The 21,715-nt window shown below is 36.4% G+C and carries 17 protein-coding genes and 1 tRNA gene; 13 read left to right on the top strand and 5 right to left on the bottom strand.

The window, feature by feature from the left end:
* Nucleotides 1–114 precede the first annotated feature (114 nt).
* On the bottom strand, nt 115–240 hold the full coding sequence (gene psaJ, locus ACP6PL_RS19915; protein WP_426547014.1) for a photosystem I reaction center subunit IX: 126 nt from the start codon (nt 238–240) through the stop codon (nt 115–117).
* Between the two features lie 296 nt (nt 241–536).
* Nucleotides 537–1,025 carry a Photosystem I reaction center subunit III gene (locus tag ACP6PL_RS19910; RefSeq protein WP_426547013.1) on the bottom strand — a complete coding sequence of 163 codons (489 nt, stop codon included), beginning with the start codon at nt 1,023–1,025 and terminating at the stop codon, nt 537–539.
* A 343-nt stretch (nt 1,026–1,368) separates the two neighbouring features.
* On the opposite strand from ACP6PL_RS19910, the gene tsaD reads away from it, so the two are divergent.
* The 3 genes from tsaD to ACP6PL_RS19895 all read left to right on the top strand — a co-directional run bounded on the left by tsaD (nt 1,369) and on the right by ACP6PL_RS19895 (nt 3,725).
* A complete protein-coding gene (gene tsaD, locus ACP6PL_RS19905; protein ID WP_426547012.1) occupies nt 1,369–2,430 on the top strand; it encodes a tRNA (adenosine(37)-N6)-threonylcarbamoyltransferase complex transferase subunit TsaD in 1,062 nt (353 codons plus the stop codon).
* A 411-nt stretch (nt 2,431–2,841) separates the two neighbouring features.
* Nucleotides 2,842–3,357, top strand: a complete 516-nt coding sequence (locus ACP6PL_RS19900; RefSeq protein WP_426547011.1) for a GNAT family N-acetyltransferase — start codon at nt 2,842–2,844, stop codon at nt 3,355–3,357.
* 209 nt (nt 3,358–3,566) lie between these two features.
* Complete coding sequence (locus ACP6PL_RS19895) at nt 3,567–3,725, top strand: four helix bundle protein (protein WP_426547010.1); 159 nt, start codon at nt 3,567–3,569, stop codon at nt 3,723–3,725.
* Nucleotides 3,726–4,965: 1,240 nt separating this feature from the next.
* Here the strand turns inward: ACP6PL_RS19895 and ACP6PL_RS19890 are convergent.
* Together ACP6PL_RS19890 and ACP6PL_RS19885 are read right to left on the bottom strand one after the other, a co-directional pair.
* Nucleotides 4,966–5,811: an alpha/beta fold hydrolase gene (locus tag ACP6PL_RS19890; RefSeq protein ID WP_426547009.1), complete on the bottom strand. Its 846-nt coding sequence runs from the start codon at nt 5,809–5,811 to the stop codon at nt 4,966–4,968.
* A 339-nt stretch (nt 5,812–6,150) separates the two neighbouring features.
* Nucleotides 6,151–6,876 (bottom strand): hypothetical protein, encoded by a 726-nt coding sequence (locus ACP6PL_RS19885; protein WP_426547008.1) that lies wholly within the window; start codon nt 6,874–6,876, stop codon nt 6,151–6,153.
* A 73-nt stretch (nt 6,877–6,949) separates the two neighbouring features.
* On the opposite strand from ACP6PL_RS19885, the gene ACP6PL_RS19880 reads away from it, so the two are divergent.
* From ACP6PL_RS19880 to ACP6PL_RS19855, 6 genes are all read left to right on the top strand, one after another.
* A complete protein-coding gene (locus ACP6PL_RS19880) occupies nt 6,950–7,501 on the top strand; it encodes a GNAT family N-acetyltransferase (RefSeq protein ID WP_426547007.1) in 552 nt (183 codons plus the stop codon).
* Nucleotides 7,502–8,321: 820 nt separating this feature from the next.
* A tRNA-Pro gene (locus tag ACP6PL_RS19875) sits at nt 8,322–8,395 on the top strand.
* 966 nt (nt 8,396–9,361) lie between these two features.
* Complete coding sequence (locus tag ACP6PL_RS19870; protein ID WP_426547006.1) at nt 9,362–10,123, top strand: Tic22 family protein; 762 nt, start codon at nt 9,362–9,364, stop codon at nt 10,121–10,123.
* A 26-nt stretch (nt 10,124–10,149) separates the two neighbouring features.
* Entirely contained in the window at nt 10,150–11,055 is a 906-nt protein-coding gene (prmC, locus tag ACP6PL_RS19865) for a peptide chain release factor N(5)-glutamine methyltransferase (RefSeq protein ID WP_426547005.1), read from the top strand.
* A gap of 549 nt (nt 11,056–11,604) precedes the next feature.
* Nucleotides 11,605–12,198 carry an L-threonylcarbamoyladenylate synthase gene (locus ACP6PL_RS19860; protein WP_426547004.1) on the top strand — a complete coding sequence of 198 codons (594 nt, stop codon included), beginning with the start codon at nt 11,605–11,607 and terminating at the stop codon, nt 12,196–12,198.
* A 33-nt stretch (nt 12,199–12,231) separates the two neighbouring features.
* Entirely contained in the window at nt 12,232–13,170 is a 939-nt protein-coding gene (locus ACP6PL_RS19855; protein WP_426547003.1) for a sensor histidine kinase, read from the top strand.
* A gap of 2 nt (nt 13,171–13,172) precedes the next feature.
* On the opposite strand, the gene ACP6PL_RS19850 is transcribed toward ACP6PL_RS19855, so the two are convergent.
* Nucleotides 13,173–13,658, bottom strand: a complete 486-nt coding sequence (locus tag ACP6PL_RS19850) for a GNAT family N-acetyltransferase (RefSeq protein WP_426547002.1) — start codon at nt 13,656–13,658, stop codon at nt 13,173–13,175.
* A gap of 603 nt (nt 13,659–14,261) precedes the next feature.
* Here ACP6PL_RS19850 and ACP6PL_RS19845 point away from each other — a divergent pair.
* The 4 genes from ACP6PL_RS19845 (at nt 14,262) to ACP6PL_RS19830 (ending at nt 21,602) form a co-directional block, all read left to right on the top strand.
* On the top strand, nt 14,262–15,311 hold the full coding sequence (locus ACP6PL_RS19845) for a threonine aldolase family protein (RefSeq protein ID WP_426547001.1): 1,050 nt from the start codon (nt 14,262–14,264) through the stop codon (nt 15,309–15,311).
* Between the two features lie 83 nt (nt 15,312–15,394).
* Nucleotides 15,395–15,931, top strand: coding sequence for a cyclic nucleotide-binding domain-containing protein (locus ACP6PL_RS19840; RefSeq protein ID WP_426547000.1), 537 nt, complete (start codon nt 15,395–15,397; stop codon nt 15,929–15,931).
* Nucleotides 15,932–16,340: 409 nt separating this feature from the next.
* Complete coding sequence (ribD, locus tag ACP6PL_RS19835) at nt 16,341–17,465, top strand: bifunctional diaminohydroxyphosphoribosylaminopyrimidine deaminase/5-amino-6-(5-phosphoribosylamino)uracil reductase RibD (protein WP_426546999.1); 1,125 nt, start codon at nt 16,341–16,343, stop codon at nt 17,463–17,465.
* A gap of 678 nt (nt 17,466–18,143) precedes the next feature.
* Nucleotides 18,144–21,602 carry a WD40 domain-containing protein gene (locus tag ACP6PL_RS19830; protein WP_426546998.1) on the top strand — a complete coding sequence of 1,153 codons (3,459 nt, stop codon included), beginning with the start codon at nt 18,144–18,146 and terminating at the stop codon, nt 21,600–21,602.
* Nucleotides 21,603–21,715 lie beyond the last annotated feature (113 nt).

Below are 21,715 nucleotides of genomic sequence, written 5' to 3'. Positions count from 1 at the left end.
GGCTGAATTTGATCTAAATCTTTTTTCAGACTATTAGACTCGATCTGAATATTTCAATAGTTCAGATAATCCAGATAAATTTTGACTTAACTCAAAATGTTAACTTTTTTGCTTTTACATTGGATGGAAAAGCAGGTCTGGGAAAAAGCGATTAAATTCGATTAAAACTCCGGCTGTGATAGTCATCCAAATTGCAGCCAAAACAGGGGCTGTGGAAAGATACTTAAGTAAGTCTTGCATGAATATTTCTCCTGAAACTGATTTTTAAATCAGGTATTGTTCAGCCAATGTTAATTAGCTATCAGCTTTTAGCATTCAGCTATCAGCTTTTATTAGGTAAAATTCCCAAAAACTATTGTTTATGAAAGGTTTAAATCCCCTTTTTGCACATTAAAAAAAATGATCTTGCTGATTGCTTATTACTGATTACTGATTGCTTCTATTAAACATTGTTTTAGATAAGGTTGGTAATTATTAATCAGTATTTTTATACTGACTAAAACTACCTAATTTTAACTGCTCCGTTGGTCACTTTTCTAGCGAGGGGAAACAGTAATTTCGTCGTCTTTAGCAAACATTTTACCAGAGGTATATTCACCTAATGCTAGCATAGGCCATAAAAAGCCACCTAACATTTTTTGGATTGCTAAAGGTACGTCAATAATAATCTCTTTTTCTTCTGGATTTTTCTCAGATTTAACTGCTTGAAGATAGGAACGACCTACCCAACCAATCCAACCTGTAATATACAAGAATAAAATGCTAGGAATGGTGAAGTCGCCAGCATGCTTCAGGCTTCCATCTACTATTAAATGAGGTAGACCGTCTTCTCCACAAAGTTCTTGAGAATAACGTTCAAATCGTTTTGTACCAGATTCGGGATCGCCGGTAGTAGGGCGAGCATTTTCGGCTCGTGCCTGAAAAGCAGGTGATTCTGAACAAGGTACTAAGTTATATGCTGATGCTGCAGGTACACAAGTTACCCAAAGACTAATGGCTAAAACTAAAGCCAACAATCGTCTCATGGAATTGTTTCCTTTTATTACAAAGTGTTGACAATTATCCATACTTCTGTTGCTAAATTAAGCTAAAAGTAGGGATTTTCTTATTTACATTTTTCCAACTCCAAAAGCGATTGTTTTGAAGTGGTATTCTTGAGTTCACAATCAAGATTTTCTGTTTCGATAAATACGAGGTAGGCCAATATTTATGCAATGCCTTCTGCATATTCTCCACAGACATTTTTACCACGATGTGACCCACCGCAGGTATTTCTTGTTTGTCTGATTTTACAATACTTTATTCATACCAACACCAAATTTATTTAGTGCTAGTATTCTGACAATATTAATATCAATTTATCAAGCAATGACAAGGGTTTTAGCTATAGAAACAAGTTGTGATGAAACATCTGTGGCAATTGTTAAGAATAATCAAGTTTTAAGTAATATTGTAAAGTCACAAATTAATATTCATAGCTTTTATGGAGGTGTAGTTCCAGAAGTAGCCTCACGGCAACATTTAGAAATAATTAATCAGGCGATCGCTCAGGCTTTGATAGAGGCAGATTTAGATTGGCCAGATATTGATGGTATTGGAGTTACTTGTGCCCCTGGTTTAGTTGGCGCTCTGTTAGTTGGTCTAACTGCAGCAAAAACTCTAGCTATTGTCCATGACAAGCCTTTTCTGGGAGTCCATCATTTAGAAGGTCATATCTATGCAACGTATTTGAGTCAACCAGAGTTAAAACCACCTTTTCTATGTTTGTTGGTTTCTGGAGGTCATACCAGTTTGATTTATGTCAAAGACTGTGGGGAATATGAAACTTTAGGGCAAACAAGAGATGATGCAGCAGGAGAAGCTTTTGACAAAGTAGCTAGATTATTAAAGCTTGGTTATCCAGGTGGACCTGTAATTGATAAACTAGCAGCAGAAGGGAATAAATCAGCATTTCCTCTTCCTGAAGGAAAAATTTCTTTGCCTGGAGGTGGTTATCATCCTTATGATTTTAGTTTCAGTGGACTGAAAACTGCAGTATTGCGATTAGTTCAGAAATTAGAAAAAGAGGATAATGAGTTATTATCTAATTCTCCAGTAACTAGGGACATTGCAGCCAGTTTTCAAGAAACTGTAGCAAAGGGACTAACAAAAAGAGCGATCGCCTGTGCATTAGACTACGGCTTAAATACAATTGCTATTGGTGGAGGTGTAGCAGCTAATAGTGGTTTGCGATGGCACTTAAGTAAAGCAGCAGCGAATCATAATTTGCAGGTACTATTTCCGCCACTAAAATTTTGTACGGATAATGCGGCTATGATTGGTTGTGCTGCGGCTGACCATCTCAGTCGTGGCCATATTTCATCTCTGAACTTAGGAGCTAGTTCCCGAATGGGTATTCAAGATGTGATGGAATTATACAAATTTCATTGAGTTGAGCTATGTAGAAGCCATTTGGAATATTAGCAAAGGTGCAGGTTTTTCGCATATGAGTCAGAAATCAGAGGTCAGAAGTCAGGAGATAGAGAAATAAAGATAGAAAAATGGCCTCATCTCTCCATCTACCTATATTTAACTACAGAATGTAGAACCAATTTGGGTTCTATATTCTGTACTATTAGCCATTACTGGCCTGGACATTCTGGCTCTTCTTAAATATAGTCAAAGCGAAAATTTAACTTCTGACTTCTGACTTCTAACTTTAGCTATATAGAGTTTATTAATCAAAAATGCGTAAAATTTGAACTAGACCTATTTGTTTCACTGCCTCTATTCCCTACTCCCTAAATTCAGGGTAATTGTATATTTTTTTATTTGGAATTCCCTAAGACTGCTAAATCAGTAATGAAAATCAGAAATGCCGAAGCAAAAGACTTAACTGTAATTGTAGAAATTTATAATGCCTCAATTCCTAGTCGTATTGCTACGGCAGATCCAGATGCTATATCGGTTGAAAGTCGTATTTCCTGGTATCAAGAACACTCACCAAATAGTCGTCCTATTTTGGTCATAGAATTGGATGATAAAGTTGTTGGGTGGCTGAGTTTTCAGTCTTTTTATGACAGACCAGCTTACAAAGCTACAGCAGAGGTAAGTATATATGTTGCTCCTGAATATAAAGGTCAAGGAATAGGAAAAAAATTACTTTCAGAGGCAATTTATCGTAGCCCTCAATTGGGAATTAAGACTTTACTTGGCTTTATATTTGCTCATAACAATCCTAGTTTAAGTTTATTTGATAAATTTGGTTTTGAACATTGGGGTTATTTACCGAGAGTAGCTGATTTAGATGGTATCAGGCGAGATTTAGTGATTGTGGGGCTTCATCTTGAAGAAGTAAAAGATAAGGATAAGAGTTAAAAAGATAAGAGTTAATAAGAGTAGATATCTTCAAAATAAAAAAGTAAGTATTCAACAGTCAGGTAGCCTCCTGAGTCGTAATTGCCTCTTGCCTCCTTTCCTGCGGAATGTTGTGCAAATGGAAGAGCCACGCTTTTTCCTGACGGAATGTTCCGCAAACATATCGCCCAGCAAAACAGAGGAGCTGCCTCCTGGGTGGTAACTGTCTCTTGCAGAGGAGTTGCCTCTCATACCATTTCTCAAAAATCTTGCTATATATTCGTCGTTCTTGTGCTTCAATTCCAGCAAATATTGCAGAAGGATGTAGTATAAGTCGAGATGCAGAACTATGTCATTTTCACGAAAATTTCTATGGGTTCAAGCAGTGAGCTTGAGTATCATCTTTTGCTTGCTTGCAACCTGAATTTAATTCAACCTTTAGAGTACAAATCTCTGCTGGAAAATGTAGTAGAAGGCTTGCTTCATTCATTAAAAATCTGTTTGCATAGCATTACCTAGGAAATGGTAGCGAATTCCGCAGGATAAGCTAATATCTAATACCATTTTGAAAAAAGAATATTACGAATAATAAGGACGATAAAAATATTTTATAGGAGATATCCCTTTGACTAAAAAGATGATTTATGAACTAAAAAAAAGCATCGAAGCTATTCCCATACGACTCCTGACTCCTGACTCCTGACTCCTAAAAAATACCCTGTCTATTTGTAACAAACATTTATTAAATTGGTATAATAGCTGACTGAATGCTTAAATAAAAAATACAGTTATATTAAAGAGTAAAATTTAAAGCTTGATATTTATTAATCCTTATTATTTAGTGATTTTGGTACATTATTTTTTTGACTATTGTTGAAAGTAGTATTTTTTTTATTCCCCAATCTATACCTACTGAATCATTAGTTTCAAATAACACTTTATACCCTACATTCCGCACGACAAAATGTAGTATAAAAAACAGGAGACAGGAGACAGGAGACAGGAGACAGGAGACAATTATAGTGGTCAATAGGAGTAAGTAATTGAGTATTTATGCTTAATATTTTCCTGAGAATTTGACTCCTCAGAAACGTCAATGAATCGGACCTACATAGTATAAATACCTACCAAGCTGCCGTTTTTATACTACTTTCAATACTACAACTTGACGTGCGGAATGTGGGTTATACTTTTCTTGAGACCAAGTTAGACTCTCATTCAACACAATATAAATACAAGCAAATAGCTTGGCCATCTTTATGTTTTTGTCGTATTTTTTAGATATATCTTATACTTAAACTTAGCTTTCACAATTCCAGTTTCAAATAATCAATATGACAACATTTTTAGGAGAATTTTCATAAATTTGATATTTGGATTATACCAAGCTAAAAAAAAGAAAGTTGCGAATAATAAGGAAAGTTAAAATACTTTGGGGAACGATGTCTGTTTGACTAAAAGAAGGTATTCACTCCTTAAAATTATATTTAAAGACTCGTGACTCCTTGAACACTAACACAACTATTTGTAGAAAAAATTAATCAAACTGGTATTAGAATCTATCTCTCCTAATTATTATCAATTTGCAGCAACCTTTTTTGCCAATTTTTATAATAATTTACGAACGATTCATTGCAAAATACTTTTAATATAGGTGGCGACAGTATCAGGTTTTTCTAACATTGATAAATGACCACATTCAGGGATTTCTAGGACATTTGCACCGTGGTCTTGAAACATCGAGTGAAAACTACCTAAATGTCGTACATATTTAGGCTCCATAATTTTGTCTTTAGTTCCAGTAATAAAGTAAACAGGTTGTTTTAATTCTGATACTAATTGTGGGAGTTGATGAACCTCTGATTCTGTAGTGGACTCTAATAAACTTCCCAGGGCAGCTTCATAAGATGCTGCAACAAAATCCAATAATAGTTGTCGTCTCCATTTAGTAGAGATGGGAGTAGCCACTTGAGTGCTGGTATATATTAGGTCGATTAAAGGTATATAAGGTAACCAACTAGGACGAAATTTAATTATCTGTGCCCCTACAGACCGAAATTGCTCAAATTCTTCTTTAAGATAAATTCCTCCACCAGAGTTGAGACATACTACTGCTTTAATAATGTCGAGGATTTTATATGCTCCGTGTAGAGCAATAGTGCCTCCCAAAGAATGACCTATTAAGCAGGCACTGGAGATTTTAAGTTTTTCTAGTAGTATTGCCAAGTCTTCAATATAAGAGGTAGGACTGTAGGTAGAAACTAATTTTTTTTGGGTTGAGTGGATTTGAGAATCACCGAATCCCCGCAAGTCATAAGATAAACACTGATAATCTGCTGATAGTCTTTGGATCAAAGGTTGCCAGTAGTTACGGCTTAAGAGCCAGCCATGTATAAATACAAGTACATAGGGGGATGAAATAGGGGCCGTCAATTCATAGCTATGTGAAACCCCTCGAATATCTATATTTGCCATATTCTTATTTTAATCCTGAATTAGCCAGGACTTACCCAGTACCGCTATATATGGCGTATAAATTCGTCATTATTCCAGATACACCCACTATAATTAGTATAGTTGCGTAAGTCCTGTTAGCAATAAATAATGAACAGCGGTTTATAGAAATAAACCACCGTTCATTTATGATGAAATCTTTGATGTGTTTGCTATTACATAAGTCCAAAAGTCTCCATAATTAGGTTTTTGTGCTTGAGTTAGGAGTAATAGGTAAGGATTGATTTTTAGTCTTTTAATCACTTAGACTTACTTTGTAACATTCTTTTTTTACACTTGGTATAATCCCATTGAACCAAGTTAGTACCTTTCTCCCATCAATCTCTGTCGCACACCTTCTGCGATTTTGTGGCCTAAGTATTCTGGAATCAAACTTTCATTTGGCCCCAGAAGATAAAGAATAAGGCGAGTTCGCCCACGCCAAACTAATAAGTTGGCATTAACTACTAGCAAATCTTCCTGCCAGATGGCATACATGACTTTGTAGAATAGACCTGGTTGATTATCGGCTTCAATTAATAGTGCTGGTAGATGAAATACAGGATCAACATAAAATTCTGTTGCGACTTCTTCTAAGCCACTATCTAGATTAAATTCTACTGCCAACATTTCTTCCACCTCAAAGTGGCCTGCTAGTGATTCGCGGATAGCCCGACAAACATTTTCTGAGGTTTTCTCTGTTAATGCTTTGCCTCCCCGAGATATAACTAATTTGATAAAGACCAACATCGGTGGGTAAATTTGTCCATAAAGACTGAGGCTATGAATAGTTAGTCCATAAGCAGCTAATACTCCAAAAATATCACTGAGCAAAAATGATTGATTTCGATAGGTAAAATGCAGGGCACTTTTGCTGCTTTCTGGTTTTAACTCTATTACAGCTTGTTTGCTTTTATAGAGTTGATATGCTAGTTTCAGATTTTGTAGTTGAATATCACTACTGACAAATTGTTCATAGAACTGTGGAAACGCTCGGTTGAAGCGCTTTAGCAGTTCTAGTGTTGAAGATTTTAAACCCGGAGCCATAATCGAAGAGAGGGAACGGGATATATACTATCTAATAATGTCATCCAATTTCTACTAACTTAACCACACCTTCATGGGTTTCTGGAAAAATTTGTTTACCGGTTCTGAGGCAACATCTCAGTCTCAAAATTTAGATTATGAAAGATACACAACTATTGGGGGACAAGATGCTTCTTCTCAAGCTGTCCGTTCTCCTAATGGAAGTAATGGACGTATCTTTTTTAGTACCGATCGAGATATAGATATCTATGAACTCGAAGAGCTTTGTAATGCTGTTGGTTGGTCTCGTCGTCCATTGCGCAAAGTAAAAAAGGCCATTCAACATAGTTTTCTTGTGGTCTCCATGTGGCAAATGCGAGGCAGTCAGCGAAGACTGATTGGTTTTGCTAGAGCGACATCTGACCATGCTTTTAATGCCACCCTTTGGGATGTGGTTGTTCATCCTGACTTCCAAAGCAAAGGTTTGGGAAAAGGATTGATGAATTACGTCATCAAAAAACTTCGTAGTGAGGATATCAGCAACATTACCTTATTTGCAGACCCTCATGTTGTTGATTTTTACCGAAATTTAGGTTTTATCTCTGACCCAGAGGGAATTAAAGGAATGTTCTGGTATCCAGATTAGCTGTTTTTGACTTGATTGGATATGGCTAACCGAGTCATATTATAATCGTTAATTTAGAATTTAGATTTTTTTGCTAGGGGTATTTTTCCTTCTTTTATTCTTCTTTAGGATTATGTCTAATGACCTACCTATCTCTATTAACTAACTAAGGTTAACTAAAAATTATTTTTTGGCGAAAAATAATAACAAATAGTAATGATTGATAACTTGGGTACTTTTGGCAAGAGTCAGATTCAGCTAAACAGCTAGGCTACTAGGTAAGCTATATCTAGATAATTAACCTAATAATTAATCATTAATTATTCTGATTCAAAGCTTCTTGTGAAAAGGAGAAAAAAAGAAAAATTAGTCCTTTTAGTCAATCCTCTTCTTTTTGAGGCGAGGAAATTATTATAGCCGTTCTCACAACAGTAGACTAAAAAACTTCTGAATTCTGCCTTTAACCAAAAATCTCTGTATTTTGTGTTAATCAAAACTGCTATAATAATTCATCTATTAACTAAAAAATTGTTCTAAAGCCACCCTCGAGAAACAGGGCTAATTGATTTTTATCAAAGTATATTTACAACCCTATACTTTCTATATAAGTTCCTTTGGCAATATTATCAAGTTGAGATCCTCCCGATGTTACTCTTACGAAACAGCAGGGAATCCGTTAACCTCGCTATTTTAAGTTTCTGTTTCTCGCACAGCCCTCTTTTAAGATTTATTTCTAGACAATCTTAGGGTCCCTTTACACACTATCACTGTTTTCTTGGAAATTTTTTCCAATTTTCTTGCACAAATTTGAAAATTGAGCTATAATGAGTTTTAGTTCAACCGGGATGTAGCGCAGCTTGGTAGCGCGCCTGCTTTGGGAGCAGGATGCCGCAGGTTCAAATCCTGTCATCCCGATATTTAAGTTTATAAATAATAGTAAAGGTCTAATCTATTCCTTGCTCTTGGAATTAATAATCGTCTCTCGATTTTAACTCTAAATCTAGGTAGCAGATTTGTCTAAATCTTATTGCTCTGCAATAGTCTTGAAAGTCCAATAATTACGACCAGTGTCCACAATTTCTAGTGGTTTAATCCCGATTAAATTGAATCTCAAACCCAAGACCTTCCTCAAAACCAAGTTAAAGCAGGCTATCTGAGGCCAACAAATCGAAAAAGCTCGACAAAAATGCTTTTCCCTAGTGGTGTTATTTAGTAAGCATCCTCAATTTAGCAAGACCCTGAAAGATTAATATCACTTACTTCAGAGATTTAAGAAAATATCTCATTTTTTTTCAGCTTCAGTAAATAAAATATTTGTGTTATACTCAGCTAGAGTTATAATCGTTTACCGATAAACCATTAATTATACTTCTAATTATTTTTCCTAATTTGGTGAAATCCTAAATATACTATAGATTACTATTACTTTAGGATAATAATTTTTTGATAGTTACTTAATAACTATCAAAAATTAATGATACATCCTGCCAATCCTATCCTGTATGAATTCCTTTCTTAATTAGGAAATTTATTTTTACCACTACTTAATCAATAAATAACCAAATAATTGAATTTTATGATTAATGATAACTCTGGTTCAGATTAAATGATTTATGAGTTTCATGGTTTAAATTTCAAGATAAGCAATAATTTTATTGAGATTAATAAGTTAACAATTAGATAGATGCTTTGAATAGTGTAACAAGATTCATAATTTAATTATTTAATCGATATTTGTATTTAAAACACATTAAATTATGTAGCATTAGTAGCATATCGGAGGATAAACTAATTTATTTACTTGGCTTTGATTTTGTTTTTTCGTTGTTTAATGTTCATACTTTTTTTTGATTGCAATATTTTAATAAAACTGGAGAATTTATGAAATCATTAATTCGCTTAAGCGCAGTGTTAGGAATAGTAGCTAGTAGTTTGATTGGACCGTCCCTCCAAGATATGTCTGCATTAGCACTGCCGGAAAAAGAAGTTTTACAGAAGTTAACTCCTGTACCTGTATTTACAATTACCGATCAAAATGGCTCCCCCCTTGTAGCTTCGATTAAAAGAGAAGGTAATGACGATAATTCTTCTGTAGCGGGAGTTTTTATTAGTAAGAGTGATGCAGATGCTTTTGTGAATAAATTAAAAGGAGAAAATCCCGATCTGGCTGCTACGGTTAAGGTTGTCCCTGTCTCTCTGGGTGAAGTTTATGAAATGAGCCAATCTACACAACAGAATGGTCAGAAACTACAATTTGCTTATGTTCCAATCAAAAGACAGGTCGAATCTGCTAAAGCTTTACTTGAGCAAAGTGGTCAGGATGTGAACCAATTTAATGGGGTGCCTTTGTTTATGGCTAAAGGAGGACCTGATGGTGGATATTTGACGATTCAGCGTGGTGAAAAGCAAGTTATTCCTATGTTTTTTAATAAGGAAGATTTGCAAGGAATGTTGGAGCGGGCTAAAAATCAACAACCTGATGTATTTTCTTCTGTGAAGATTGAGGTGGTGAATCTTGAGGGTGTGATTCAGGCGTTGGAGAATGATGACGATCCTTTCTTGGAAAAAATTATTTTTATTCCTCCACGGGAGTCTTTAGAGTTTGTACAAAAGTTACAATCTGGTAGTTCTGGTAATCAATAAGTTGATATTCTTGGCGATCTTAGTAGATGGACTTTTCCTCGAAGTGTGTGGTTTCAGGTCTAGAACTTTGGCGATGGTATTGTCAAACTAAGACTGATGCTTTCAGGACAGGTATATCTGTTACTGAAGTTGATTTATTGTTACAGGAGTTTGCTGGACTGGATCGATTAACACTACGTTTGGAGTCTTTTAAAGATTGGCCTAATATTTCAATGGGGCTTTCTTTAGTTGATTTAGATAGTCTTTGGCGCCGACGTTTGGAGGATAGAGTTCCGCTTCAATATCTAACTGGGGTTACTTATTGGCGGAATTTTTCTTTGGATGTGGGTTCTGGGGTTTTGATACCTAGACCGGAAACCGAGTGTTTAATCGATCTGGTTGTAGTCGCTACTAATGCTGTTTCCGAACTTGGCCAAGGAAATTGGGTGGATCTAGGAACTGGTAGTGGGGCGATCGCTTGTGGTTTAGCAGATATATTGACAGAAGCTTCGATTTATGCTGTTGATTGTAGTCCAGCAGCTTTGGCTATTGCTAGACAGAATGCTGTCAAGTTAGGTTTGGCTCATAGAATTAATTTCTATGAAGGTTCTTGGTGGCAACCACTGGATCATCTGCGGGGTCAGGTGAGTGGGATGGTTAGTAATCCTCCTTATATTCCTAGCAGTGTGATTTCTACTTTGCAACCAGAGGTCAGGAAACATGAGCCTCACTTGGCCCTTGATGGTGGTGTTGATGGTCTAGATTATATTAGATTTTTAATTGAAACGGCTCCACTATATTTGGTTTCTGGAGGTGTGTGGTTGGTGGAAATGATGGCTGGGCAAGGGGAGGATGTTGCTGAAATGTTGCATAGTCACGGGTCTTATTGCCGAGTTAATATTTTTCCTGATTTGGAGGGGGTTGATCGGTTTGCTATGGCTTATTTAAAGTAGTATTCAACACTCAGCAATTAGCTATCAGTTTCTCCAGGTCTCCCTATTAAAACGCACCGCTGTATTGAGGGACTTAAACCATTGAATTTTTAGCTAACACCTAAATGCTGTTTGAGGAGTATTCCGTCAGGAAAAGCTTATAGCGAGTTAAAGTTATAATCATTTTATTAAGCTCCCCAGATATCAGGTTTTTTTGTGTCAGAAATGCTGGAATTAGTTAAAATTTTAAAAAATAAAAAATAAAAAATAAAAATAAATGAGTTTGGTATCTATTGAGATTCTGATTGAGGAAGCAATATCTGGTAATTTAGTTAGCTTTCTGAGTGATACTGTAACAACACTAACAGATCAATTGGGTTGAGCAAATTTAATTTTTCAAGCGAAGGGTCGCAGTTAAGATATACCTTGAATTTTAATGAGGACAACTGCTTGGGATGATTTAATTTGAAGCTATAATCATTTTATTAAGCTTCCCCCGCAGCAGTTTTTTTGTGTTAGATATGCTAAGATTGATTATTTTTTTTAAAATTCAAAAACAAAAAGCGAAAAATGAGTTTAGTATCTGTTGAAACTCTAATTAAGGGAGCGATTTCTGGTAATTTAGTCAGCTTTCCGACTGATACTGTACCAGCGCTGGCAGCTCGACCCAATCAAGCAGATTTAATTTTTCAAGCGAAGGGTCGCAGTCAAGATAAACCTTTGATTTTAATGGGGGCAACTGCTGAATCTTTGTGGCCTTATATTTGTGGAAGTGATGAAGAGTTACAGTTATGGCAAGGGGTAGCTAAAAAGTATTGGCCTGGGCCGTTGACTTTGGTGCTGCCTGCTGCGGAAATAGTACCTAAGGCCATGAATCCTATCAATCCAACTACGATTGGACTTAGGATTCCTAATTGTGATATTGCTAGAGAGATAATGGCTAAAACAGGTCCTTTAGCTACTACGAGTGCTAATTTATCAGGCCAGCCAACCTTAGAGCGAATGGCAGAAATTAGTAGTCAATTTCCAGATATATTGGTTCTGTCGTTGTCCCAAAGTCAGGAGAAGATGTTAGGTTCTGGAGTTCCTTCAACTGTTGCTAAATGGAATGGAATTGCTGGTTGGGAAATTTTGCGTCAGGGAGCGGTAAAGTTAAAATTTTAAGGTACTCTTAAAAAATTTAGTATTTTTAGTGGAATGGCTTGGAACGATTTTATCTTTTTGGCATTAGGATTTGGATTTGGGTTAATAGTTAGTAGATTATTGTCTAGGCAAAAAAGTCAGAATTTATCAACGTCTTCTGTGGTGTCATCTCCTGAAGAATCTAATTCTGATTCTGAGGAACTTGAGAATATTTTAGAGCAACTGAAACATACTCAACTAGCATATCAAATGGCTTCCGAAATGAGTAAGTTTAAGGCTGGTTTTTTGGCTCGAACTGCTCATGAGTTGCGATCGCCGATTAATAGTATGATTGGTGGACTACAGTTAGTTATTTCTGATTTAGCGGACGATCCGGAGGAAGAACGTGAGTTTGTAAACCAAGCTTATAATTCTGCTTTGAAAACTTTGGGGTTAATGGATGAGATTATTTATGTGGCTAAAACAGAACATGGTACTGAGAGGGTGAATATAGAATCGTTACAGCTAAGTCAGGTGTTTGAGGAGGTGGAAAATTTAACTTATATGCAAGCTGCTAATCGTAGTATTCGTTTGCAAATATCACCTCCTGAAGCAGATGTTTATGTTTTGGCAGATGAGTCTCGTCTGAAGCAGGTTTTGGTGAGTTTGATTGATACTGCGATCGCCCAAATGGATGAAGGTAGTGTGAATGTTTCTGTTCATTCTGCTGATGAATCTGGTTATGTTAATATTTGGATTGACGATCAACGTCCGGTAAGTGCGTGGAGTGAGTCTTGGGATTTACTAAAGCATAATCTTGAGGAGAAAGCTGAAAAACATCAGAGTCCTGATTTTCAGCTTTCTCCTGGTATGAGGTTGCTAATGAATCAAACTTTGTTAGGAATGATGAACGGACGTTTAGAGGTGCTGGCGACTCCTTCTGAGGGTGAAGAGTCTAATTTTAATCGGACTCAATGTTCAATTCCGATTCGTAAAGAGGATGCTGAGAGTTAAGTTTATGTGGCAAGTAGTGATGGTTGATTTCTAGTTGTTAATTCTATTTCTCCTTCTATGGGTTGATTGTGCAATATCATTGTTGTGGTTTGATTTTGTTGAAATCCGATTCGTTTGTAGAAGTTTTGTTGATAGGTTGTCATTAGGTAAACTCTTTCTACATGACACATTTGTGGATGAGTTAAAATTGTTTCAACTAATTTTCTTCCTAGTCCTCCTCCTTGATAGTTTGGGTGAATTACTATATCCCAAATTGTACCTCTGTAGACGCAATCTGATGTAGCGCGACCAAAACCGATCATTGTTTGCTTATCCCATACACTGACGACTGGGTTACTGTTGACAATGGCTCTTTCTAAGTCTTCTATTTTTCTATTTTTTGCCCAAATTGCTGCTGAATTAAATAATGTTACGAGTTGCGGAATGTCTACTGTTGAGTGACCTTCGCAGAAATGAATATGACTATAATCTCTGGTACTGTTTTTCATCTTTTTTAGTCAGCTCTCTATAGTTTCAATTTACTCAATCAATTATTTTGACTTTTGTCTATTTCTTTTTAGATTGAATATGGTTTGGGGCTAACTTTTATCTAGATTTAAGCATTTTTATATGCTGAAAAATAGATAAAATTAATAAATTATTTTGATTTTTTTTGAGTTTATTCTAGTGTAGATTATTTTACTCTCCTTACTTTCCAAGGTTAGTAGTATATACCTTTTATTGCTTAACTATTTTGTATAATATCACTCTTTTTTATAACAATCAATACATTTTTATGTATTTTTTTGTTAAGGTTTTATGAGAATGTGCAATTAAATTTAAGCTATAATTGTATATATAAAATATTAATTTGTTGTGTAATTATTTACTATTTTCGAGTCAATATTAATTATAATATTTGCTATTATTGTTAGGATAGGATATTCTCAAACTTATTCTTATTTGCCAGCTTCGCACCTTCTGACTTCTGACTTCACTGTATTTGGACTTGGTGTTCAGTCGGAAAAACTGTCCTACTAGAAAATACAAAAATTATGGGAATGTTCCATACTGGTAGAGTGTTTTAGATAGATTTAAAAATATTAGGAACTATGAATTTTTGTAGTGATAATGTGACTGAGGTATGTCCAGAAATTATGGCTGCTCTGATTGCTGCCAATGAAGGAGCTAGGATGCCTTATGGTGCAGATGAATACACTCAAGGTTTGGAAGCTAAATTTTCATCAATTTTTGAAGCTCCTGTGACAGTTTTTCCTGTTGCTACGGGTTCTGCTGCTAATGCTTTAGCTTTATCGGCGATCGCTCCTGGTTATGGAGCTATTTATTGTCATGCTGAATCTCATATTAATGTGGATGAATGTGGTGCTCCAGAATTTTATACAGGTGGTGCGAAGTTGGTGACACTCAATGCTACAGATGCTCAAATTTATCCTTCTGAGTTGAGCAAAACACTTGAAAAAGCCGGTGCAGGTGTCGTACATCATGTTCAACCTGCGGCGGTTAGCATTACTCAAGCGACGGAAGCCGGAACAGTATATTTGCCTGAAGAGATAGGTGAGATTGCTAAAATCACTCACGATCATAATCTATATCTGCACATAGATGGAGCCCGTTTTGCTAATGCTGTTGCTAGCTTAGACTGTGCCCCAGCAGATATAACTTGGCGAGCAGGAGTAGATGTACTTTGTTTGGGTGCAACTAAAAATGGAGCGATGGCGGCAGAAGCGGTAATCTTTTTTAATCAAGATTTGGCAAAAACATTTGCTTATCGTCGCAAACGTAGTGGTCATTTATTCTCTAAGATGCGATATTTGTCTGCTCAGTTGGAAGCTTATATTACTGATGATTTATGGCTAAAAAATGCTACCCATGCTAACGAAATGGCAACTAAGTTAGCCCAAGGTTTGGTAGAGTTACCTTTGATAAGGTTGTGTCATCCTGTGGAAGCAAATGAAATTTTTGTAGAAATTACTGAGTCTGTGCTTAATGGTTTGAGAGCGGATGGTTTTAAGTTTTATGTTTGGCAGGAGGAAACTTTGCCGATAATTAGACTTGTTACTGCTTTTAATACAATTGATGAAGATGTTGATGCTTTTTTGAAAAGTGTTAAACGTCATTCTGTGGTTAATTTAATGGAATAGAAACTGGAAACTTGGTCGGGTTTAGTGTCTCATATCCACTAAAATATAAGTTAAGTCACTATATATTGTTAAGCAAATATAATATGAGCAAAGTTCTAGCTATTTTAGGGGAATTAAGCGATCGTGACATTGATTGGATGATTGCCAATGGTAGTAAGGAAAAAATTACTACTAATACTATATTAATTAATGAAGGCCAACCAATTGATGCCCTTTATATTGTGCTGGATGGGACAATGAAAGCTTATGTATCTGCGGTTGGGGATAAAGAAATTGGGATTGTTGCTGCTGGTGAAGTTTTGGGAGAAATGTCTTTTGTGGATGGTCGTTTACCATCTGCTACTGTAAAAGCTATAGAGGATAGTTTAGTTCTATCAATTTCTAAACAAAAGTTAAATGAAAAACTAGAGCAGGATGTATTATTTTCTCTCAGATTTTATCGAGCAGTTACTAAGTTTTTATCGACTAGATTACGTGGTACTGTTACACGCTTTAGCGAGGAGCAAGATGTGGCATATACAGAAAGTCTAGAGAATGAAAATGTTGAGGCAGTAATAGACAATAATGCTTTAGATAGGTCTAGATATGAAACACTAATGGTTCGTCTTAAGGGTAGTTAATACCATTTATCAAAAACTTTTCTACATTTTATTGAGGAGGGGAGTAGGTAATAATTAATAATTAATAATTAATAATTAACAATTAATAATTAATTATTACCTGTTCTGTAATAGAAGAATTTTGCTCAAAGGAATTTTTTTTCTTCTCTTGCTGCATTAGATATGGCGAGGTTTCCTCGCTATCCCATCAAATGGCAGGTTTGTCTTCTCTTCCCCCTTTCCCCTATCCTGTAAGGAATTCAACAGATGTGGGTAAAGCATAGTCTTTGTAGAGAAGGGGATTTAATAAGCCTCTGTCCTAGGAGGAGAAAGGTTTTATAAGTTGATAAACAGTTTATTACAGTTTTGCATAAGACTTATATAATTTCTGGAGATGTCTAATGTTTAACTTGAAACTAAAAATCTGAAGATGTTGGAATTTGATGAGAGTGAAAATCAAGATAAGTTCGATCGCTTAATTATTGGTCGTTGTCTAGAACTTGCCCGACGTGCTTTGGGAAAGACTGCCCCTAATCCTTTGGTGGGTTGTGTGATTACCCAAGATGGCCAAATTCTGGGTGAGGGGTTTCATCCTGGTGCTGGTCATCCTCATGCAGAAGTTTTTGCTCTCAGAGAGGCAGGGGAAAAAGCTAGAGGAGCTACTGCCTATGTTAATTTAGAACCATGTAATCATTATGGCAGGACGCCACCTTGTACGGAAGCTTTAATTGCAGCAGGTGTAGCAAGGGTGGTTATTGGCATGATCGATCCTAATCCTCTGGTTGCAAGTGGTGGTGTGGCAAGGTTGCGGGATGCTGGTATTGAAGTGGTGGTGGGAGTATTAGAGGCGGAGTGTCGCGAACTGAATGAAGCTTTTATTCACCGAATGCTTTACCATCGTCCTTTCGGAATTTTGAAATATGCGATGACTCTTGATGGCAAAATTGCTACTACTACAGGTCATAGTGCATGGGTGACATCTCAAGAAGCACGGAGTGAGGTGCATAAGTTAAGGGTTGTTTGTGATGCTGTAATTATTGGGGGTAATACGGTTCGGCGAGATAACCCATTTTTGACGAGTCGTAGGAGTCGAGATGATAATCCTTTGCGGGTGGTTATGAGTCGTAGTTTAGATTTGCCTACAGAGGCTAATTTATGGGATATTAGTGAGGCTAAAACTTTAGTATTTACAGAAATAGATTCTAATAGAGAATTTCAGGAATATTTGAAGTCAAAAGGGGTGGAAGTGGTAGAAACTTCGACTTTAAATCCAGCAGTGGTAATGGCTAATCTTTATGATCGCGGATTTCTTTCTGTACTTTGGGAGTGTGGGGGAACTTTAGCTGCTAGGGCGATCGCTGATGGTGTAGTGCAAAAAATCTGGGCTTTTATTGCTCCGAAAATTATTGGTGGGGAAATAGCTCCTTCACCTGTAGGGGATTTAGGATTAACTAAAATGACGGAGGCTTTTGAGTTAGAAAATGTTAGTATCCGTGCTGTTGGTTGTGATTATTTATTAGCAGGTTATTTGCAGCAGAAAAAGGAGGAAGTTTGAGTTTTTTGATGAGAGATTTATATTCGCTTTGTCTAGGAAAATTTTGACTTTTTTGGGAGTCCACTAATACTAATATCATCTTTGGTTTAACACTTATTATTTAAGATATCAAACTAATTAGGGTTTGCTGAATAAAGTCTTTTTGTTGAGGTAGATAGTAGGGAGTAGGTAGGGACCTTGCATGCAAGGTCCCTACAGAGTCAGGATAAATGGGAGTTATAGAGAATGGCCGTTCATCATAGTTAAAGTGATTTTTCTGCCTCGCATTACCCGAAAATCCTCACTTTTTCAACTTGCTTCTACCTAATACCACTTTTAAAAAAGAATGCTACGAAAAGGTAGCTCTTGATCGGATGTGCTGAAAAATAGCTGTCCAATTCATGTGAGATAGTTATATCTATGGTTTTCCCTTTTTTTTTGAATGTTTATCCCTTCTTGCTTCTTGCTTCTTGCTTCTTCCTTATTTCTACCATTTGTAGCAAACATTTATAGAATTGGCATAAGAGCTGCCCACTTTTACCCCATACTTTTAATTCTTGAAAACCTCTTAAGTGCTTTTTCCACTGCTAAAGGTAATAAAGCTGATAGCTGATAGCTGACTGCTGAATGCTTACATCAGGAAAAGCTAAAGGCGAGCTACCTGAATGCTTAAAATTATAGAGATGAAAAAATAGAACAATGTATTCATATCAAGTAGGTGGTAGTCTGGCAAATAATCATCCTACATATATCAAAAGAAAAGCAGATGTTCAACTTTATCGAGCGCTGATAAAAGGAGAATTTTGTTATGTCTTAAACAGTAGACAAATGGGAAAATCTTCCTTGCTAGTCAGAACCATAAATCAGCTCAAACAAGAGGGATTTTGCTGTACTAGCATTGATATGACTCTAATTGGTGGCCAAAATATTACTCCGATTCAATGGTATAAAGGAATAGTGGCTGAACTGTGGCGGAGCTTCCAATTATCCAGAACAATCAACTTAAAATCTTGGTGGTATGAACTTGGTGACATTTCTGGTTTACAGGGTCTAAATCATTGTATAGAATTACTTCTTAAAGAAAAATTTCCCCAGAAAAATATTGTCATATTTATCGATGAAATTGACAGTATTCTCAGTCTAGATTTTGCCGTAGATGACTTTTTTGCTCTGATTCGCTATTATTACAATCAACGTGCAATAGACCCAGAATATAATCGCCTGACATTTGCAATTTTTGGAGTAGCCACACCCTCAGATTTAATAGCAGATAAAAAACGCACACCATTTAATATTGGCAAATCCATAGAAGTATCAGGTTTTCAACTGGCAGAAATACAGCCTTTACTGGAGGGAATTAAAACTTATACATATAACCCAGAAGCAGTATTAAGAGAAATATTAGCCTGGACAAATGGGCAACCATTCCTCACTCAAAAAATCTGTTATTTAATCCAAATAACAGCATTATCAAATCCAAAAAAACAAATTATAATTCCCCCCGGCATAGAAAATTTTTGGGTAAAATTATTGGTCAAATCGCAAATAATAGACAACTGGCAAACTCAAGATGAGCCAGAACATTTAAGAACAATTAGAGACCGAATTATTAGGAACGAACAACGGGCAGGTAGATTACTGGGAATTTATCAAAAAATCTTAGAAAATCTCCAAGTTGCCACAGATGATACTAGAGAACAAATAGAACTAATTTTATCAGGTATAGTCATCAAAAATCAGGGGTCACTAATAGTAAAAAACCGAATTTATCAACAAATATTTAATCTTGAGTGGGTAGAAAAAGAATTAAATAAACTACGTCCTTATGCAGAAAATTTCCATCTGTGGATTAGTTCTAAACAAACAGATAATTCCCGGTTATTGCGGGGAAAAGCTTTAAAAGAGGCTCAACAATGGAGTAAAGGTAAAAGTCTAAGTGATTTAGATTATCAATTTTTGAATATCAGTGAAGAAATAGATAGATTAGAAGTACAACAGACATTAGAAGCGGCACGACTCAAAGAAGTAGAAGCTAAACTGGTAGTTGAACAGAAAAATGCTAAATTGCAACGGTTAATATTAGGGGTTGTCAGTTGTGCTTTTGTTGTTGCTACAAGCACAGGTATAGTCGCCTTATGGCAATATCGACAGGCGAAAATTAGTGAAATTAGGGCATTGGCTGCCTCTTCTCAGGGTTTGTTGGCCTCCCATCACCAGTTAGATGCGATGATAGCAGCTATTAAAGCCAAACGCCGAATGGAGTCTTTGGGTGGAGTGGATGACAAAACTACAGAGCAAGTAGAAACAGCTTTAACTAGAGCAGTTTATGGAATTAACGAATTTAACCGCCTTATCGGTCATCAAGCCAGTGCTGTGAGTGTTGATATCAGTCCAGACAGCAAATTAATCGCTACTGCTAGTGGAGACAAAACTGTTAAAATTTGGCACTTTGACGGTAGACTAATCAAAACTATCAAATATTCAGCAACAATACATCGCCTTGCTTTTAGCCCAGATAGCAAATCTCTAGTTTCAGGAAATATAGATGGCACAGTTAAGTTGTGGAGTCTTGATGGGAAACTGTTACACAATATTCAGGCGCATAATTCCCCAGTTTGGGGAGTTGCTTTTAGCCCCAATGGTGAAATGATTGCTTCAGGTAGTGGCGATGGCACTGCTAAAATTTGGAAAGTAGATGGTACTTTGTTGACAACTTTAGCAGTAGATAAACAAGTGGTTACAGATGTAGCCTTTGATGCTAAAAGTGAAATTATTGCGTCAGCAGGAGTTGATGGTTTAGTGAAACTCTGGACTATTAATGGCAAGTTGCTGAAAACCATCAAACATCAAGCACCAATTTGGAATGTAGCATTTTGTCAGAAAACGAATTTGCTAGTGTCAGTGAGTTCAGACAAAACGGCTAAACTGTGGCAGTTAGATGGAACTTTGATGAGAAGTTTCCAGGGAGACAATGTAATCATTGGAGTTGATTGCAGCAAAAATGGTGAATACATTGCCACCAGTGGTAATGATAATGCCATTAAGATTTGGCGCTCAGACGGAACTTTGGTCAGAACATTAAGAGAACACAATGCTGTTGTTCGGGGTGTAGCTTTGAGCAATGATGGTATGATAGCAGTTTCAGCTAGTGATGATGGTACTGTTAAGTTATGGCGAAAAAACAAAAATTTGTTGAAACCTCTTTACGGACATGAGGATATAGTGTGGGATGTAGCAACAAGTTCAAATGGAAAATTAATTGCTTCTGTTGGCGATCGGAACCCCCGACTGTGGCAACAAGATGGTAAATTTTGGCAAAAAATTAACTATTCAGACCAAGTAAATCTCTGTGTAGCTTTTGCTCCAGATTCACAAACCATTGCTATTTGTATTAATAATAAAATTGAGATTTGGGATATAGGGGATATTAATACCTCCCAAGCACAACCTATGCGAGTATTGGCTGGACATCAAGCTATAGTTTCCGCGATCGCCATTAGTCCTGATGGCCAAACCATTGCCTCGGCAGGAGATGACAAAACAATTAAAGTGTGGAATATTGAGGGTCAACTGCTCCATAGTTTTGTTGCCCATAACGAGAGAATTTGGAAGTTAGCTTTTACCCCAGACAGTCAAACTATTGTCTCCGCAAGTCAAGATGAAACAGTGAAATTATGGAAAACAGACGGCACACTTTTAACTACCCTCCATCAAGGGAGTCCAATTTGGGGAGTTGCAATCAACCCCCAAGGAAATCTGATTGCTTCTACTAGCCGGGATGATACTTTGAAACTCTGGAAATTGGATGGTACTCCGGTGAAAACAATTAACGCTCAGAGCAGAGGATTAACAAGAGTCGCGTTTAGTCCTGATGGTCAAACTATTGCTACAGGAGGTGTTGATAATACGGTGAAGTTGTGGAATCTAGACGGCGAGTTACTGCAAAATTTACCTGGCCATGAGGGAGCAGTTGTGAGTGTTGCTTTTACTCCTGATGGGAAATTTTTGGTATCTGGTAGCGACGATCGTGCAGTAATTTTATGGGATTTAGAGGAAATTCGTACCCTGAAAAAACTTGAGTATGCTTGTGATTGGGTGAGGGATTATTTGCGGACGAATGTTGAGGTAAGTGAGGAGGATAGAAAGCTGTGTGGATAATTAATAATTAATAATGGATAATTGATAATTGATAGGGTTTGCTGATTAATTCTGAAAAACTTACCGAATTATTAATTATTAATTGTTAATTAAATAATTGTGGTTTAAAGCCT

It is taken from the genome of Dapis purpurea BLCC-M126 (assembly GCF_050015975.1).
Lineage (GTDB): Bacteria > Cyanobacteriota > Cyanobacteriia > Cyanobacteriales > Microcoleaceae > Trichodesmium.
The sequence above is the reverse complement of the archived record's forward strand: the minus strand, read 5'-3'. Positions and strand labels throughout refer to the sequence as shown.